General features: G+C 70.7%; 14 protein-coding genes. 5 read left to right on the plus strand and 9 right to left on the minus strand.

What is annotated here, in order from left to right:
• Nucleotides 1-45: 45 nt before the first annotated feature.
• The 9 genes from SNOUR_RS15090 to SNOUR_RS15130 all read right to left on the minus strand — a co-directional run bounded on the left by SNOUR_RS15090 (nucleotide 46) and on the right by SNOUR_RS15130 (nucleotide 9,699).
• Entirely contained in the window at nucleotides 46-999 is a 954-nt protein-coding gene (locus SNOUR_RS15090) for an IS481 family transposase (protein WP_067358055.1), read from the minus strand.
• Nucleotides 1,000-1,282: 283 nt separating this feature from the next.
• On the minus strand, nucleotides 1,283-1,888 hold the full coding sequence (locus SNOUR_RS15095; protein ID WP_079142649.1) for a response regulator transcription factor: 606 nt from the start codon (nucleotides 1,886-1,888) through the stop codon (nucleotides 1,283-1,285).
• 132 nt (nucleotides 1,889-2,020) lie between these two features.
• Complete coding sequence (locus SNOUR_RS15100) at nucleotides 2,021-3,286, minus strand: ATP-binding protein (protein ID WP_067347214.1); 1,266 nt, start codon at nucleotides 3,284-3,286, stop codon at nucleotides 2,021-2,023.
• Nucleotides 3,283-4,020 carry an ABC transporter permease gene (locus SNOUR_RS15105; protein ID WP_067347216.1) on the minus strand — a complete coding sequence of 246 codons (738 nt, stop codon included), beginning with the start codon at nucleotides 4,018-4,020 and terminating at the stop codon, nucleotides 3,283-3,285. Before SNOUR_RS15105 ends, SNOUR_RS15100 begins: the two co-directional genes overlap by 4 nt.
• Entirely contained in the window at nucleotides 4,017-4,976 is a 960-nt protein-coding gene (locus SNOUR_RS15110; protein WP_067347218.1) for an ABC transporter ATP-binding protein, read from the minus strand. The genes SNOUR_RS15105 and SNOUR_RS15110 overlap by 4 nt, the downstream gene beginning before the upstream one ends.
• Nucleotides 4,977-5,150: 174 nt before the next feature.
• Nucleotides 5,151-7,175 (minus strand): hypothetical protein, encoded by a 2,025-nt coding sequence (locus SNOUR_RS15115; RefSeq protein WP_079142651.1) that lies wholly within the window; start codon nucleotides 7,173-7,175, stop codon nucleotides 5,151-5,153.
• A gap of 491 nt (nucleotides 7,176-7,666) precedes the next feature.
• Nucleotides 7,667-8,221 carry a DUF6113 family protein gene (locus SNOUR_RS15120; protein WP_067347222.1) on the minus strand — a complete coding sequence of 185 codons (555 nt, stop codon included), beginning with the start codon at nucleotides 8,219-8,221 and terminating at the stop codon, nucleotides 7,667-7,669.
• Nucleotides 8,218-9,219 (minus strand): N-acetyl-1-D-myo-inositol-2-amino-2-deoxy-alpha-D-glucopyranoside deacetylase, encoded by a 1,002-nt coding sequence (mshB, locus tag SNOUR_RS15125; protein ID WP_079142653.1) that lies wholly within the window; start codon nucleotides 9,217-9,219, stop codon nucleotides 8,218-8,220. The genes SNOUR_RS15120 and mshB overlap by 4 nt, the downstream gene beginning before the upstream one ends.
• Before the next feature lie 285 nt (nucleotides 9,220-9,504).
• Entirely contained in the window at nucleotides 9,505-9,699 is a 195-nt protein-coding gene (locus SNOUR_RS15130) for a hypothetical protein (RefSeq protein ID WP_067347230.1), read from the minus strand.
• Nucleotides 9,700-9,932: 233 nt separating this feature from the next.
• Between SNOUR_RS15130 and SNOUR_RS15135 the strand changes: the two genes are divergently transcribed.
• The 5 genes from SNOUR_RS15135 (at nucleotide 9,933) to SNOUR_RS15155 (ending at nucleotide 17,794) form a co-directional block, all read left to right on the plus strand.
• Nucleotides 9,933-12,092, plus strand: a complete 2,160-nt coding sequence (locus SNOUR_RS15135; RefSeq protein ID WP_067347232.1) for a S9 family peptidase — start codon at nucleotides 9,933-9,935, stop codon at nucleotides 12,090-12,092.
• 596 nt (nucleotides 12,093-12,688) lie between these two features.
• Nucleotides 12,689-13,723: an ABC transporter permease gene (locus SNOUR_RS15140; RefSeq protein WP_067347234.1), complete on the plus strand. Its 1,035-nt coding sequence runs from the start codon at nucleotides 12,689-12,691 to the stop codon at nucleotides 13,721-13,723.
• A gap of 104 nt (nucleotides 13,724-13,827) precedes the next feature.
• A complete protein-coding gene (locus tag SNOUR_RS15145; RefSeq protein WP_067347235.1) occupies nucleotides 13,828-15,627 on the plus strand; it encodes an ABC transporter substrate-binding protein in 1,800 nt (599 codons plus the stop codon).
• Between the two features lie 116 nt (nucleotides 15,628-15,743).
• Nucleotides 15,744-16,715 carry an ABC transporter permease gene (locus SNOUR_RS15150; RefSeq protein WP_067347237.1) on the plus strand — a complete coding sequence of 324 codons (972 nt, stop codon included), beginning with the start codon at nucleotides 15,744-15,746 and terminating at the stop codon, nucleotides 16,713-16,715.
• Between the two features lie 11 nt (nucleotides 16,716-16,726).
• On the plus strand, nucleotides 16,727-17,794 hold the full coding sequence (locus tag SNOUR_RS15155; protein ID WP_067347238.1) for an ABC transporter ATP-binding protein: 1,068 nt from the start codon (nucleotides 16,727-16,729) through the stop codon (nucleotides 17,792-17,794).
• Nucleotides 17,795-17,796: the final 2 nt, after the last annotated feature.

A 17,796-nucleotide genomic window follows, 5' to 3' on the forward strand; every position in this document is an offset into this window, starting at 1 on the left:
GACGGTGCGATCGGCCGGGGCCGGCCTTGGCGCCATCGGACAGACCTAGGTGTATTGCCCTGTGAGGTTGGGGACGCGGCTGGCGGGTGGTTGGCCTGCGAGTGCGGTGTGTCCGCGGTGGTGATTGTAGGTGTGTAGCCATTGTGGGAAGGCTTCGCGTCGTTCGGTTTCCGAGCGGTAGGGGCGGGCGTAGGCCCATTCGTCGAGCAGGGTGCGGTTGAGGCGTTCGACTTTGCCGTTGGTCTGGGGTCGGTAGGGCCGGGTGCGCTTGTGGGTGATCCCGGCCGCTGCCAGCGCGTCCCGCCAGTCGTGTGAGCGGTAGCAGGAGCCGTTGTCGGTCAGGACCCGCTCGACGGTGATCCCTGCCTGGGTGAAGAACGCCTGGGCGCGTTGCCAGAAGGCGGTGGCGGTCTCTTTGCGCTCGTCGGTGTGGATCTCGCTGTAGGCGAGGCGGGAGTGGTCGTCGACGGCGGTGTGGATGTAGCTGTAGCCGGCGTTCGAGCGGGTCTTGCGGCCTGCTTGCCGGCCGAGCGCCTTGTGGCCGCCGCCGTCGGGAATGTTGCCGAGCTTCTTGATGTCCACGTGCACCAACTCTCCTGGTCGTTCACGCTCGTAGCGGCGTATCGCACGGCCGGTGGCACGGTCGAGGTGGGACAGGCGGGCCAGACCGAAGCGGGTCAGGACGCGGTGCACGGTGGACGGCACCAGGTGGAGCAGGCCCGCGATGCGGGCGGGGCCCCACCGGCGCAGGAGGCGGACCTTGATGATCCGCCGTTCGGTGCGGGTCGGGGTTCGTCCCGGGCTGCGGTGCGGGCGGCTGGAGTGGTCGGCCATGCCCGCCTCGCCGAGCTGACGGTAGCGGTCTGCCCATCGCTGGGCCGTGGTCGGGGAGACCTGGAAACGTTCGGCTGCCCTGCGCAGGGGCCAGCCGTCCTCGACCACACAGCGGGCCAGGCGCAGGCGTCCGGTCTCGGTCAGGGGTGCATTACGGTGGGGCATGAGGGCCTTTCTGTCGGTGTAGACGTCGCAATCCACACCGAACCGGAAGGCCCTCACCCGTTCAAGATCCCCCAGCCGAGACCTGGCTCACCCGTCCACAACCTCCCCGGACAGAACACCTAGGGCGCTTCTGATGGATCTCCGTGGAAGAAGGAGCGGCGCCTGGTGCGTGCGATCGCAAGGCGCCGGGATGTCTTCATAGCGGAGCTATGGGGGCATTTCGGCAACGCCGCGAGCGTGCGTGGCAGGCGCCGCGACGCCGCGGAGATCCATCAGAAGCGCCCTAGAGCCAGCCCTTGTCGCGGGCGGTGCGGACGGCCTCGGCGCGGTTGCGGGCGCCGGTCTTCTGGATGGCGAGCGAGAGGTAGTTGCGGACCGTGCCCTGGGACAGGTGCAGGGCGGCGGCGATCTCGGCGTTGGTGGAGCCGTCGGCGGCGGCCCGGAGCACCTCGCGCTCGCGGTCGGTCAGCGGGCTGGCGCCGTCGGCCAGCGCGGCCGCCGCCAGCACCGGGTCGATGACCCGCTCCCCGCGCAGCACCCGGCGCACCGCCTCCGCGAGCCGGGCCGCCGGGGCGTCCTTGACCAGGAAGGCGTCCGCGCCCGCCTCCATGGCCCGGCGCAGATAGCCGGGGCGGCCGAAGGTGGTGAGGATGACAACCTTCACGCCGGGCAGCTCCGCGCGCAGCAGGGCGGCGGCGTCGAGTCCGCTCAGGCCCGGCATCTCGATGTCCAGCAGCGCGACATCGACCTCGTGGGCCCGCGCCTGGCCGACGACCTCGTCGCCACGCGCCGCCTGGGCGACGACCTCCAGGTCGTCCTCCAGGGACAGCAGCGCTGCCAGCGCTTCCCGGACCATCGACTGGTCCTCCGCCAGCAGCAGTCTGATCATGCGGGTCAGCTTACGGCCTGGCACCGACACGGCGGCCCGCAGCCGGTGCGGGAAAAGCGGGTGGGAACGGCACGGAGGGTGCCCGGCCGCCCTGGGCCCGGCCGCACCCCGAGTCCGCCGGACACGCCCCCCCTAGGGCGCTCCGTTCGCCGCTCCGGGAGCCGTGTCCGGCACGGGTATCGGGTCGTCGGGGGACACGGTGGGACTGCTCTTGGGGACGTACGCGCGCAGGGTGAAGCCCCGCGACCCGCGGGGCTGGCCGGTCTCCAGATGGCCGTCGGCGAGTGCCAGCCGCTCGCGGAGGCCGGCGAGGCCGTTGCCGTCGTGCTGGGCGCGGGGCGGGCCGTCCCCGTCGTCGTTCACCGTGAGGCAGACGTAGTGGCGGTCGTCGGCCTCCCACTCCTCGGTGAGCAGCAGTGCGCAGCGGCCGGCGCCGCTGTGCCGGACGACGTTGGTGACCGCCTCGCGCAGCGCCCAGGCCAGGGCGCCCTCGGTGTCGGCGGTCAGTCCGCGCGGCTCGTCCTCCAGGGCCGGATCGACGGTCAGCGCGATGTCGGCGGTGCGCAGCGCGGCGCGGGCGCCGGCCAGCTCCACGGCGAGGCGGGGGCGGCGGTAGCCGGTGACCGCCTCACGGACGTCGACCAGGGCCTGGCGGCTGACCTGCTCGATGTCGGCGACCTGCTTGGCGGCGTCCTCGGGGCGACCGGGCAGCATCCGCCCGGCCAGCTCGCTCTTGAGCGTTATCAGGGAGAGCGAGTGGCCCAGGAGGTCGTGCAGATCGCGGGCGAGCCGCAGCCGCTCCTCGTTGGCGGCGAGGCGGGCGACCTCCTCCCGGGCGGCGCGGAGCTCCTGGGTGGTGCGGATCAGGTTCTGCACGCCGACCATGACGAAGCCGCTGCCGAGAGCGGGCAGGGCGTACGCGAAGAGGTAGTAGCCGCGTATCTCCGGATAGCGGGCGCCGACGGCTATCACCACCGCGGTGACGAGCGGGATGACCCAGCGGGAGCGCTGCCAGGGCAGCACCACGGCGGAGGCCACGCTGGTGAAGATGAACAGCACCAGCCAGGTGTAGCCCAGCGTCCAGGTCAGGGCGACGGACAGCACCAGCATCGCCGCCAGCGGGGTGTAGCGCTGGGAGACGGGCGGTCGGTGCCACACGTGGCGGAAGACCAGGACGCAGTAGGCGAGGACGAAGAGCGCGAGGCCGGTGATGCCCCAGATCCGCTGGGCGGTGCTGAAGCCGTGGCCGGTCAGCTCCCCCACCGGGCCGGCGAGGTAGAGCAGCCAGAGGGCGATCCACATCGCCTTGCGCAGGGCCTGGCGACGGCTGCGCGGCCGCTGTCCGATCAGCACCGGGTTCCGGTCGTCGAACGCGCTCTTCGTCTCCACCGGTCTCATGCCTTCCGAGTGTCCTTGCGATACAGCCAGGCCGCACCGCCCACGAAGAGGAGGAGGTAGCCGAGCAGGATCGCCATGTCCTTGACGTGCGGCGCGCCGCCGGCCTCAACGGCGGTGCCCAGCGCGGCGTAGGCGTGCGTCGGGAGCCACTCGGAGATGTTCTGCACCCACTGCGGCAGCAGCGTCATCGGCATCCACAGGCCGCCGAGGAAGGCCAGCGCGAAGAAGCAGAGCATCGAGATCGGGCGAACCGCGTCGCCGCTGGCCAGATAGCCGATGGCGACGCCCAGGGCGGCGAAGACGAAGCTGCCGAGCCAGGTGCCGACGGCGATGGCGATCCACTGCCAGGCTTCGAGGCGGACGCCCTTGACCGTCGCGGCGGCGATCATGACCAGCAGGATCGAGGGCAGGCTGACCGTCGCCGCGGCGGCTATCTTCGCGGCGACGTAGCCGCGGCCGGGCAGTGCGGTCAGCCGCAGCTGGCGCACCCAGCCCTGCTCGCGCTCCTTGGCGATGCGCTCGCTGTTGCCCAGCAGGACGGCGGTCATGGCGCCGAACGCGGCCATCGAGACCATGTAGTACAGGCCCATGTCGAGCCCCGTGCCGGGGATCGGCTTGCTGTCCGCGCCGCCGGCGATGATCAGGTAGAGCGCCGGCGGGTAGATCACCGAGAAGAACATGAACTTCTTGTTCCGCAGCGCGCGGATGATCTCAAGCTTGATCAGAGTGGTCATCGGGCCGCCTCCTCGGCGGTGGTGATGGCGATGAACGCCTGCTCCAGGCCGAGGCCGGAGACTTCGAGGTTGCGCGGGTAGAGGCCGAGGCCGTAGAGGGCGTGCACGGTCGCGTCGGCGTCCTGGGACTGGATGCGGACGGTGCTCCCGGAGCCGCTGGAGGACACGGTCAGCGCGGTGAGGTGCGGCAGGGCCTCCAGCGCGGCGCGGTCGGCCGGCTCGGTCAGGTCGAAGTTGATCCGGCGGGCGCCGGCACGGGCCTTGATCTCGGCGGAGGTGCCGTCGGCCAGCACCCGGCCGCGGTGCAGCACGATCACCCGGTCGGCGATCTCGTCGGCCTCTTCGAGGTAGTGCGTGGCGAAGAGGACCGTGCGGCCCTCCTGGGCCTGGCGGCGCATGGCGCCCCAGAAGGTCTGCCGGGACGAGACGTCCATGCCGGTGGTGGGCTCGTCCAGCACGATCAGGTCGTTGGCGCCGGCGGTGGCGAGGGCGAACCGCACGCGCTGCTCCTGGCCGCCGGAGAGCTTGCCGACCAGGCGGTCGGCTATGTCCGTGATGCCGGCGTTGGCCAGGATCTGGTCGACCGGATAGCCCTGCGGATGCAGATCGCGGGCCAGCTGGACCAGCTCGCGTACCTTGACGCCCTCCATGAGGCCGCCGCTCTGGAGCATCGCGCCGACCTTGCCCTGCTGTATGGCGCGCTGCGGAGTGGTGCCGAACAGGGACACCGATCCGGTGTCGGGAGTGCGGAGGCCGAGGAGCAGGTCGAGGGTGGAGGACTTGCCCGCGCCGTTGGGGCCGAGGAGTGCGACGGTCTCGCCGGGGTGCAGCTCCAGGTGCAGATCGGCCACCGCGCGCACCGCGCCGTAACTCTTGCTGACCCCCTGGAAGCTGACCACCGGGGCCCGTCCCGCGTCCTGCGCGGTGGTGGCTGTGGTGGTAGCTGTCGTCGTCATGTCCTTTAGCTTCCTGGATCGCCGGACCGTGCGGCAGTGTCAACCGTCTGCGAATCGGCATGACAGATGTCATGGGTGAGGCCCCCTAGGGGGAATCCCGGAGGACTCGCCCCAGAGGGCCTCTGACCTGCTCTTTCCGTATTCTACGGCGGCCGGTGCGCGATACCGCGGGCGTCAGCTGCCGTTGGTCTCGATGGTCTGCACGCGCTCGGCGGGGGTCTTGCCGACCAGTGCCTTGCCCACCGCGCTGGCCACCTCCTCGACGCTGACCGGGTGCTTGCTGCCGTCACCCTTGGTCACCATGACGCTGTCGAAGGTGTTGCCGTAGAGCTCCTTGAGCGCCGGCCGGTCGTAGAACGGCACCAGCTGGCCACTGATGATCTTGAAGGACAGGAACTTCGGGATGGACTTCTGCGGGCTGAAGGAGACCGTGTGCTGGGGGTCCGTCCGGACCGTGATCAGCCCGGACATCGCCGGCTCGGCGAACTGCTTGAGGGCCTTGTCCACCGCGGCCTTGTCGACCTTGGGCTGCTGGGTGGTGGCGGCGAGCACCACGGGGGTGTCGCTGCCGGTGCTGACACGCTCGAGGTAGGCGTCGGTGATCTTGCTCTCGGAGGCCGCGGCGTCGATCGCCTTGTGCGGTGCGCCGTAGTGCGGCACCGCCTTGCCGTTCTCGAACGTGATCCCGCCGTCCGCCGCCGCGTCCGCCGGCCCGGTCAGGCCCTGGAGCGCGACCGCCAGCTTCTCCTTGTCGGTGATCACCGCGGGCAGGGCGGTGCGCTTGACGCCGAAGAGCGAGCCGACGACGGAGACCGGGTTGTAGTCCCTGCCGGAGGCGTTGCGGACCGTCGCCTGCAGGTCGATGTCCAGGCCCGCCCGGGCCGGCAGCAGGGTCTCGGTCCGGCCGTCGACCGTGATCTTGAGCGGCGCGGTGCGGCGGTCCTTGAGTGCGGTCTCCAGCTTCTTGACCGCGTCGTCCTTGGAACTGCCACCGATGTCCACGCCGAGCGCGGTGGTGTTGTTGGGGACGTCGGCGTGGTCGAGCAGCAGCCCGGCGCCGTAGGCGACGCCGGCCAGGAAGACGACGGCGACGCCGATGAGCACCAGCTTGTTGCGGCCCTTCTTGGCCGGCTTGATCGGCTCGGGGATCTTGGGCCGCGGCTTGGGGGCGGCGCTCTCCTCGTCGCCACCGGACACCCCGGCGAACGGGGTGGCGCCGGTCGGTCCGGTCTTCCCGGGCACCTTGGGGATCCCGCTGACGAGGGTGTCGCCGGACACCCGGCCACCGGGGCCGCCGCTCTTCGGGCCGCCCTTGGGGCCGGTCCCGTCGCCCTTGTCCTTCCGGCCGCCCGTGATGCCGCCGGTGACACCGAGGCCGCCGGGCGGCGCCGACGGCTGCGGGGTGAGTTCGGCGGTGTCGTCGCTCATCCGGCCCGCGGCGCTCTTGCCGGCGCTGGGGTCGCTGAATCCGGGCGGGAGGTCGAGCGCCGAGTCGCCGCGCGCCGGGCCGGTCGTCGGGCCGGTGGGGGCGGCGGCGCCCGCCGGGGAGTCGAACGGGTTGCGGTCGCGGGCCGGCTGCGCCGGGGCGTCGAACGGCGAACCGCCGCGCGGGCCACCGTCGAACGGGGACGCCTCGCCCCGCGGACCACCGTCGAACGGGGAGGGCCCGGTCAGCGGATCGGCCCCGAGGGGGTCGCCACCCAGCGGGTCGCTGCCCAACGGGTCGCTCCCGAGGGAGGCACCGCCCAGGGGGTCGCTGCCCAGGGGGTTGCCGGCCAGCGGGTCGCTGCCCAGGGGGTCGCCACCGAGCGGGTCGCTCTCGTAGGGCGAACCGCCATGCCCGCGGGCGCCGTCGAAGGGCGTGCCGGGGCTCTGCGCGGCCGACCCGGAGCCCGCCGGGGCATCCGAGAAGTACGGGAGGTCCGGACGCTGCGCGGACTTGCCGCCGGTCGCCCCGGGCGCCGGGGTGGCAGCCGGCGTCGCCGGCTGCCCGCCGGCCTGACCCTGCGGCTTGCGCGGCGAGAACCAGTCGCTGGTCGTCTTCTCCTTCGGGGCGGCGGGTGCCTCGTCCGCCGTCGCCTCCGGCCGCGGCGTCTCCGCCGTGCGCTCGGCGGGCCGTTCGCCGCCGAAGGCCGGCCCGGACGTCCCCGGGGAACCGGACGGGCCGGCGGAACCGCCGGATGCAGCCGATGCGTTCATGCCGGACTCCTCACCGACGGGCTTGCGCACGACGACCGGCGGGATGGGGCGGGACCCCGGAATGTTGATCTTGATCCGCGTGGTCAGCGTGGTCTCGGTTTTGGGCTCCCCCGGCCGGTCCGCGGCTCCGGGCACCGGCGTCTCGCCGGCTTCTCCCCTGGGCGAGCCGTAGGGCGGTGTCCCCGACGGGTACACGGCTCCGCCACGGCCCCGGGGGCCGGAGGACGAACTGTCAGATTCACGACTCAAAGCAGGTTCTCCCGGTTGGCTCCGCCGCTCGTCAGAGATGATCCTCGGCCTCAGGCCGAGTGGGGGAGCCCCCAGCGTTAGCTGGGGAAGCGCCCCCAGGGCGGCGCGGCGGCGCGCACCACCATACTGGCCGCTGCCGGCCGACACTCGGGGTGCGCGGGAAGACCGCCGCACCGGGATCCGCCCCCGCACCGCGGCCGGTCACCCGGAACCGCGCAGCATCCGTCCTGGTATGAACCACGTCATCCGCCAACTCGGCCCGGGGACACGCCGGTAGCGCGCACCTGGCTCCCGGTGGCGCAGATCACAGCGATCACGATGCCGCCCAACAGGAAGGCGTACGAACCGATACCCGGCCCGAACAGGAAATCGCCCTCCGGTCGGACGTCGCTGAGCAGCAGGAACACCGTCACCAGCCAGGCGGCGCCGGGCACCAGCACCCCGCCCACGGTCCCGGTGGCCCGGGAGCCCCCGTAGAAGAGGCCGGCCGTGCCGGCCAGGGCCAGCAGCAATCCGCCCGGGAACCAGGCCGCTTGGAGAAGCGTTCCGGCGAACGCGAGCAGGACGCCCGTGACCAGCAGCAGGACGTACACGCCCACGCGACCCGGCGTCAGCGGTGCGCCCGGCGCGGGCCGGCCCGCCGGCGCCGCGGGGGTACCGCCACCGCGCGCCGCGACCGAGCCGCCGCCGGACGCCCGCGTCCGCCGCCCGTTGTCCGCCTTCTTCGCCTTCTCCGTGTCGCCGCCGTTACGGGCACCGCCCTTGTCCGCGGCCCCGCCACCCTTGGACGTCGTCATTCCGCCGCCTCCTCAATTCGGGCACTCTCCTCCATACCCACCAAATCCGCCGACTCCCCGATTCCCGCGAAGAGATCGTCCTCGCGTTCCCCGTCGGCCGCACCGGACGCCCCGTGGACCAGCCGGTAGTGCTCGGTGCCGAACAGCGGCTGGCCCAGGGCGTTGGAGAGCGCGAAGAACGCTCCGTCGACCGCGATCTGCGTCACGTGCGCGCGCATCGCCGCGGCCTTCGCATCCGCGTACGCGCCCGCACCGGCGAGCGATGCGGTGACCGCGTCGTCCGGGACCACACCGGGGACGTCGTCCACCACCGCCACCCCGGCGAAGCCGTGCCCGGCCGCGCGCACCGCGGCGAGGCCCGCCTCGACCTCCGACCGGGGAGAGCAGTTCCAGTAAATCTTTTCGATCGCATACGCGCCGCCGAGATCCGGGCGGAAGTCCGCCTCCGCGGCCAGCTCCGCGGCCCGCATCGCCACGCGGTGGGCCTGGATGTGGTCGGGGTGGCCGTATCCGCCATTCGGGTCATAGGTGACCAGGACCTGGGGGCGGACCTCGCGGATGACGGCCACCAGGTGGGCCGCCGCCTCGTCCACGGGGGCCTGCCAGAAGCAGCCCGGCCGGTCGTTCTGGGGCGCGCCCATCATCCCGGAGTCCCGGTAGCGGCCCGGGCCGCCGAGGAAGCGGTGGTCGGCGACCCCGAGGGCGGCCATCGCGTCGGCCAGTTCACCGACGCGGTAGGGACCCAGGGTGTCGTCGCGGTCCGGCGCCAGGTGGGCGAGCTCGGGCGGGATGACCTCGCCCTCCTCGCCGCGGGTGCAGGTCACCAGGGTGACCAGCGCGCCCTCGGCGGCATATCTGGCCATGGTGACGCCGTTGTTGATCGACTCGTCGTCCGGGTGCGCGTGCACCAAGAGGAGGCGGCGAGAGGGAACGGGCGCTGCGCCACGCGGCGCAGCGGCTCCGCTCGGGGTGGCGGCGGGCGACGGGTGGGAGGTCATGCGGACAGCCTACGAGCCGCCCGCCGCGCCCTCCGCAGCCGATCGGGACGGCCGCCCGTGCGCCCCGCGGGAGCGCGGGGCCGAGGGTCGGCCCGGTGGGCCGGTGTGGAACACTCCGCGGCGCGCGGAGCCGGGCGTCGCCGGGCGGAGCGCCGGCCGCGGACCGGACGTCCGCGGGCGATGCGACGACGCGGGGCGCGAACCTCTCCCCGCGTCAGCCGGGAACGTGCGACAGCGGGCCCGCGCGGATCCTCCGGACAGGCCCCCGGGACCTTCGGACCGCGGTCAGAACTTGATACCGCCGAGCATCCCCGCGACGTTGGTCGTCAGGGTCTTGATCGTCGGGGCGATGGACGAGCTGGCCAGATAGAAGCCCAGCAGCATGCAGACAAATGCATGCACCGTCTTCAGCCCGGACTTCTTGATCAACAAGAAGACGATGATCGCCAGCAGCACCACCGCCGAAATCGAGAGTGCCACGGCGGCTCACCTCCAAGTACTCATGGTCCGGACAGAGTTGACGGTACGGGAGCCGACGGGTCGGCGCCATGTACCCGGGTATGCCAAGGGCTCTTTACCCCGCACCCGCCACGCGCAAGGGATCATAACTTTCCGTCCGTGCGCATAAGTCGGTGCACCGGAGCACGACGGGGGCGCACGCCGTTTTCCACAGTCCCGCACCGGCGGGCCCCTCCCGCCGTAGGCTCGGCGGCATGACCGGACAGCTGCCCTTCCCCCGGCACTACGCGCGCACCCAGCGCTTCACGCTCGGCACGCCCCGCGACTTCTCCCTCTCCCCCGACGGCGCGCGCGTCGTCTTCCTCCGATCCCGCACCGGCACCGACCGCAGTCAGCAGCTCTGGGTCCTCGATCTGGACGGTGGAGGGGAGTTCGCCGCGGCGGACCCGCACGCCCTGCTGGCCGGCGCGGACGAGGAGCTCCCCCCGGAGGAGCGGGCGCGCCGCGAGCGCAGCCGCGAGGGATCGGCGGGCATCGTCGGTTACGCCGTCGACGCCGCCGTGGAGTTGGCCGCCTTCGCGCTGTCGGGGCGGCTCTTCGTCTCGGAGCTGCGGGCCGGCACCACCCGGGAACTCCCCACGGCGGGGCCGGTGGTGGACCCCCGCCCGTCCCCCGACGGCCGCCATGTGGCCTATGTGGCGAACGGCGCGCTGCGGGTCGTCGCGGCCGACGGCGGCGGCGACGGTGCCGCGGGCGCGGACCGGGCACTGGTGGAGCCCGACGGCCCCGATGTCACCTGGGGACTGGCGGAGTTCGTGGCGGCCGAGGAGATGGACCGCCACCGGGGCTTCTGGTGGTCCCCGGAGGGAGACCGGGTGCTGGCCGCCCGGGTCGACGACGCACCGGTGACCCGCTGGTGGATCGCCGACCCCGCGCACCCGGACCGGAAGCCCGCGCGGGTGCCGTATCCGGTGGCCGGCAGCGCCAACGCCGAGGTCACTCTGGCGCTGTTCGGCCTGGACGGCTCCCGGACGGACATCCGGTGGGACACCGCGCACTACCCCTATCTGGCCCGCGTGCACTGGTCGGCGGCCGGTCCGCCGCTGCTGCTGGTCCAGACCCGGGACCAGCGCGCCCAGCGCTATCTGACGGTCGACCCGGAGACCGGCGCGACCACCGTGGTGCACGAGGACCAGGACGACGCGTGGGTCGAGCCGTTCCCGGGGGCTCCGGCCTGGACGCCGGACGGGCGACTGGTGCGGATCGCCGACGAGGGCGGCGCCCGGAAGCTGTTCGTCGGCGACCGGCCGTTGACCGGGGAGCCGCTGCACGTCCGGGCGGTGCTGGACATCGGCGAGGACGACGTCCTGTTCTCGGCGAGCGGCGCGGACACGCACGACATCGGGGTCTATCGGGCGTGGTTCCGCGGCAGCGGGGACCAGGGCGGCTGGGAGCGGGTGGGCGACCGGCCGTATCCGACGGTGTCCTCCGCGGTGCGCGGCGGGGAGCTGACGGTGCTGACCCAGGCGTCGTTGCAGCGGCCGGGCGCCCGGTCGGAGGTGGTGCGGCTGGATCCGGACGGCGGCGAGAAGGTGCTAGCCGTCATCGGCTCGTATGCCGAGACACCGCATCTCACCGCCCGGCCGCGGCTGGTGCTCGCCGGTGAGCGCCGGATCCCGTGCGCGGTGCTGCTGCCGACCGGCTATGAGGAGGGCGACGGCCCGCTGCCGGTGCTGCTCGACCCCTACGGCGGTCCGCACGGCCAGCGGGTGGTCGCCGCGCACAACGCCCATCTGACCTCGCAGTGGTTCGCCGACCAGGGCTTCGCGGTGATCGTGGCGGACGGCCGGGGCACCCCGGGCCGCTCCCCCGCGTGGGAGAAGGCGGTCTCCCGGAACCTCGGGCCGCTGGCCCTGGAGGACCAGGTGCACGCCCTGGAGGCGCTGGCCGGTTCCTTCCCGCTGGATCTGGGGCGGGTGGCGATCCGCGGGTGGTCGTTCGGCGGCTATCTGGCGGGCATGGCGGCGCTGCGCCGGCCGGAGGTCTTCCACGCCGCGGTGGTCGGGGCGCCGGTCACCGATCTACGGCTGTACGACACCCATTACCAGGAGCGGTATCTCGGCCACCCTGACGAGGAGCCAGAGGTCTACGCCTTCAACTCCCTGGTGACGGACGAGGGGTTGTCCGGGGCGGCGGAACCGCACCGTCCGATGCTGATCGTGCACGGCCTGGCCGACGACAACGTGGTGGTGGCGCACTCCCTGCGGCTCTCCTCGGCGCTGCTGGCCGCGGGCCGGCCGCACGAGGTGCTGCCGCTGTCGGGGGTGACGCACATGGCGTCCCAGGAGCAGGTGGCGGAGAACCTGCTGCTGCTCCAGGTGGACTTCCTCAAGAGGTCGTTGGGCATGGCCTGAGCGGCGCCGGGCGGCCACTGGCGCTGTCACCGGCGCGAGCGGCAGACAGGCCAGGCCACCGGTACCGCGCTCGCCGCGGCCGAGAAGGCGTTTCCGCACCGCGGAAATGGCCCGCACCCCCGTCCGCGTCGATGGCCCGCCCCTCCACGGCGCCCTCGCATACGTGAAGGCGCTACCGCAGGTCTACTCGGGTCTCCGCACGTGGACGACGGACACGGAGGAAGTGGTGCCCGAAGGACGCACAAGGCGGTGACCGGCCGGGGAGCCATCGGCGCCCCCGGCCGGCTTACGGCACCCGCACGGCCGTACGGACTCCAGCATGACGCGTCCGTATATCGGTGTTGCGACAGTCAAGTTGCCACCACGTTAAGTGGTGGTGGGTGATTTTTCCCTGAATGCCGCACATGACAACCCCATGTCAAGCACGCCTTAGCGTCAATCTGCGCAATGTTCGCTCAAGAAGCGGACGTCCTGTGCACAACCACACCTCATACCCTTGACTCCGCCGTAAATCCCTTGCGAAAGTCGCGCTCATCCAGCGGTGCGACCGGTGCCGCTTCACGTTCCAAGAGAACTCGGCGCGGGGGCACTTCGCGATGACTAGTCCATCCCAGACCGCGGCAGGCAAGCCCGATACCCCGGGACTTGCATCCAAGGGTCTGAAGAAGGAAAAGAAGGGCAAGGGCGGTGAGCTCGTAGGCCGTTCCCCCGGGCAATTGATGTGGGCGCGCTTCAAGCGCGACCGCACCGGCATGATCTGCGCGATCATCGTGCTCGCGTTCTTCGTCATCGCGGCCCTGGCCCCGGTGATCGCCTCGCTCTACGGCAAGAACCCGTACACGCTGTACGGCAGCGACAACCCCAATCTGCTGGACGAGTTCAGCTATCCGGCAGGGCCCAACGGCGGCATGTCCGGCGACTTCTGGTTCGGCATCGAGCCGCGTCTCGGCCGCGATCTGTTCACCAACCTGCTGTACGGCATGCGGACCTCGCTGGGCATCTCGCTCGCGGTCACCATCCTGGTGGTCATCACCGGCACCATCATCGGCATCACGGCGGGCTACCTGGGCGGCAAGACCGACTACTGGGTCGGCCGGCTGATCGACTTCCTGCTCGCCTTCCCCAGCCAGCTGACGTTCGTGGCGTTCATGCCCGCGGTGGTCGCGGTCTTCGTGGCGCCGGGCGACGAGACCCCCACCTATATCCGCGTGATCGCGCTGATCCTCGTGCAGTGGGCGCTGGGCTGGATGGGTCTGGCCCGTCTGCTGCGCGGACAGGTGATGTCCCTACGGGAGCGGGACTTCGTCGAGGCGGCGAGGATCACCGGCGCCTCCCCCTGGCGGATCATCACCAAGGAGCTGCTGCCCAACGTGGTGACCCCGATCCTGGTGCAAAGCACCTACATGCTCCCGCTGTTCGTGACAGCGGAGGCCGGTCTGTCCTTCCTGGGCGTCGGCATCTTGGAGCCGACTCCGGACTGGGGTCGACTGTTCAAAACGGCCGGCCAGGTGTATGAGAACGATCCGACCTTCCTCCTCTTCCCGGGCGCCGCCATGGTGATCTTCGTGCTCTGCTTCAACCTGCTCGGGGACTCGGTCCGGGACGCGTTCGACCCCAAGTCCGGGCGCTGATCGCCCTCTTGACGGGGGCAGCTGTCACCCCCGCGCCGGTGGCGCTCCGGATGCGTCAGACAGCACATCGGGACAACGACTGACAGGCAGGTGCTTGGATCCTCATGAACACACTCTCCACGCGTAGAACCCGCGCGGTGATCGTGGCCCTGGCGGCCGGTTCGCTCGCGCTCACCGGTTGCAGCGGCGGCGGCCGTGCGGGCAAGGACAACGCGCAGACCGACAAGGACGCGGCCTCCCAGTCCAAGGTGGTGCCGCTGGGCACCGCGGCGCAGTCCAACGGCCCCGCGGCCGCGGTGGCCGGCGCGCAGAACGGTGGCACCATCACCGTCTACCAGCGCGACAGCTACAACCACCTGGACCCGGCCCAGATGTACGTCAGCGACGTGGGCGACCTGGCCAAGTTGATCTTCCGTGGCCTGACCACGTACACGCAGGACGACAAGGGCAACAAGACCCTCGTCGGCGACCTCGCCACCGACGCCGGAAAGATGTCCGACGGCGGCAAGACCTGGACGTACACGCTCAAGGACGGCATCAAGTTCGAGGACGGCAAGCCGATCACCTCGAAGGACATCCGGCACTCCATCGAGCGGATGTACGCGCCGTTCATCACCGAGGGTCCGACCTACATCCAGCAGTGGCTGTCGGGCGACGGCACGACCTACCGCAAGGCGCTGCCGGACGGCCCGTACAAGGGCGACCACCTGCCCAAGTCCGTCCTGGACACCCCGGACGACAAGACCGTCGTCTTCCACTTCAAGGTGCCGCAGACGCAGCTGCCCTACGCGCTGGCGATGGCGGGCTACAGCGCCGTCCCGGACAGCGCCAAGGACACCAAGGACAGCTACGACGTCGCGCCGGTCACCAGCGGTCCGTACAAGATCGCGTCGTTCAAATCCGGCAAGTCCATGGCACTGGTGAAGAACCCGAGCTGGGACCCCAAGACCGACCCGGCGCGCCACCAGTACGTCGACGGCTACAACATCTCCTTCAACCACCAGTTCTCCGACTCCACCAAGCGGCTGATGGCCGACAAGGGCGAGGACCAGACCGCCATCAGCTTCACCAACGCCGTGGAGCCGACGCTGACCCAGCAGGTGCTGAGCGACCCCAGCGCCAGCAAGCGTCTGGTACAGGGCTACCAGCCCTACGTCTGGCAGCTGAACATGAACATGGACCGCATCAAGGACAAGCGGATCCGTGACGCGATCACCTACGCGATGCCGAGCCAGCAGGTCGTCCGGATCGAGGGCGGCAGCTACGGCGGTGAGGTCGCCGGCGGTCTGCTCTCCCCGACCGTCGCGGGCTACGAGAAGGGCTACGACCCCTACGGCAAGCTGAAGAAGCCCAACGGCGACCCGGAGAAGGCCAAGCAGCTCCTGAAGGAAGCCGGCAAGGTGGGCATGAAGCTCGTCTACGCCTACGCCAACACCGAGATCCGGCAGAACGAGGCGGTCGCCATCGCCAACGGGCTGACCAAGGCCGGCTTCGACGTACAGAAGAAGGAGGTCGACTCCTCCTCCTGGTACCAGCAGATGGGCAAGGTCGACAACGGCTTCGACGTCTACCTGACCGGCTGGGGCCAGGACTGGCCCGACGCCTCCACGGTGATCCCGCCGTCCTACGACGGCCGCATCATCGCGGACGGTGCCTCCAACTACTCGCACGTCCGTGACCCGAAGATCAGCCAGGAGATCGACCGCATCCGGCAGATCCCGGACGTGCAGAAGCAGACCGGGGAGTGGCAGAAGCTCCACCACTACATCGTGGAGAAGGTCAACCCGGCCGTCCCGGTGTTCTTCGTCAAGTCGCTCCAGCTGTACGGCTCGAAGATCGGCGGTATCCGCTACAACACGGACACCAACTACCTCGACGTGAACACGCTGTTCATCAAGAAGTAAGCAGCACACAGCCGAAGGCATTCCGGAGTGCGCGCGCAAGGTGGGGCGCGCACTCCGGGGCCTTCCCGCCACCCCTCACCCCACTGCAGCCGCCGTCCTGAGAGCAGCGAACTGTCATGCTTCCCTTCCTACTTCGCCGGACGATCGGCGCGGTCGTCATCCTCCTCCTGCTGAGCGCCTTCACCTTCTTCGTCTTCTTCTCCGTCGGTGATCCCGCGCTCATGGCGTGCGGCAAGAACTGCACCGCCGACAACGTCGCGCTCATCCACAAGAACCTGGGCCTGGACCAGCCCGTGCCCGTCCAGTACTGGCACTTCCTCGTCGGGATCTTCGCGGGCCGCGACTTCACCCTCGGCCACTGCAGCGCCCCCTGCTTCGGCTACTCCTTCGCCACCAAGCAGGACGTCTGGGCCACGATGATGGACCGGCTGCCCCTCACCGCGTCGCTGGCCTTCGGCGGTGTCGTGGCCTTCCTGTTGATCGGCGTGGGCGCCGGCCTGTTGGCCGCCTGGAAGCGCGGCTCGCTGCTGGACAAGACGGTCACGAGTCTGTCGATGATCCTCAGCTCGGTGCAGATCTACATCCTCGGCCCCGTCGTGCTGGGCATCTTCGTCTACAGCGGCATCATGGCCGCGCCCGCGTACGTGAACCTCACCAGCGATCCGGTCGGTTGGTTCATGGGTCTGCTCATCCCGTGGCTGGTGATGGCGACGATCTTCACCGCGCAGTACACCCGTATGGCGCGCTCGACGATGATCGAGCAGCTCCAGGAGGAGCACGTCCGCACCGCCAAGGCGAAGGGCATGCCGGCGCGTTACGTCTTCCTGCGGTACGCCTGGCGCGGTTCGCTGATCCCGATCGTCACCATCCTCGGTGTGGACCTGGGCTCGCTGTTCGGTGGCGCGATGATCACCGAGTTCACCTTCCAGCTGGCGGGACTCGGCCGGCTGGCGGTCGACTCGGTCACCACCCTCGACCTGCCGATGGTGATGGGCGTGATGATCTTCAGCGCCGCCCTGATCCTGGTGTTCAACATCATCGTGGATGCGGCGTACGCGTTCATCGACCCGCGCGTGCGCCTGTCCTAGGAGAGCCTGACGTGACCACACCCACCAAGACCGAGGAGACGCCGGCCCCGAACGGATCCGGCACCGGCTCCTTCCTCTCCGTCCGCGACCTGCATGTCCGCTTCTCCACCGAGGACGGCATCGTCAAGGCGGTCGACGGCCTCTCCTTCGACCTGGAGCGCGGCAAGACCCTGGGCATCGTCGGCGAGTCGGGCTCCGGCAAGTCCGTCACCAACCTCGCCGTGCTGGGGCTGCACAACCCCAAGGCCACGGAGATCACCGGTGAGATCCACCTGGAAGGCCAGGAGCTGACCGGCGCCAAGGAGAAGACCCTGGAGAAGCTCCGGGGCAACAAGATGTCGATGATCTTCCAGGACGCGCTGACCGCCCTGTCGCCGTTCTACACGGTCGGCCGGCAGATCGCCGAGCCGTTCATCAAGCACACCGGCGCGAGCAAGCGCGAGGGTCGGCAGCGCGCGATCGAGATGCTCACCAAGGTCGGCATCCCGCAGCCCAACCTGCGGGTGGACGACTACCCGCACCAGTTCTCCGGCGGTATGCGGCAGCGCGCCATGATCGCCATGGCGCTGGTCTGCAACCCGCAGCTGCTGATCGCCGACGAGCCGACCACCGCCCTGGACGTCACCGTCCAGGCGCAGATCCTGGACCTCCTCAAGGACCTCCAGCAGGAGTTCGGCTCCGCGATCATCCTGATCACCCACGACCTGGGCGTGGTCGCCGACGTCGCCGACGACCTGCTGGTGATGTACGGCGGCCGGGCGGTGGAGCGCGGTTCGGTCCGGGAGATCCTCACCGAGCCCCGGCACCCGTACACCTGGGGCCTGCTCAGCTCCATGCCGCGGCTCTCCTCGGACGTCAACGAGGAGTTGCACCCGATCCCGGGCTCGCCGCCGAGCCTGCTCAACCCACCGTCGGGCTGCGCCTTCAACCCGCGTTGCGCGTTCACCGCGGAGGTCGACGGCGGCCTGTGCACCGGCGAGCGCCCGCAGTTGGCGCCAGGCCGGGCCGCCGCCTGCCACCTCACCGCAGAGCAGAAGCAGACCTTCTTCACCGAGCAGATCAAGCCCCGGCTGGGCTAGGG

The sequence above is a fragment of the Streptomyces noursei ATCC 11455 genome (assembly GCF_001704275.1).
Classification (GTDB): Bacteria; Actinomycetota; Actinomycetes; order Streptomycetales; family Streptomycetaceae; genus Streptomyces; species Streptomyces noursei.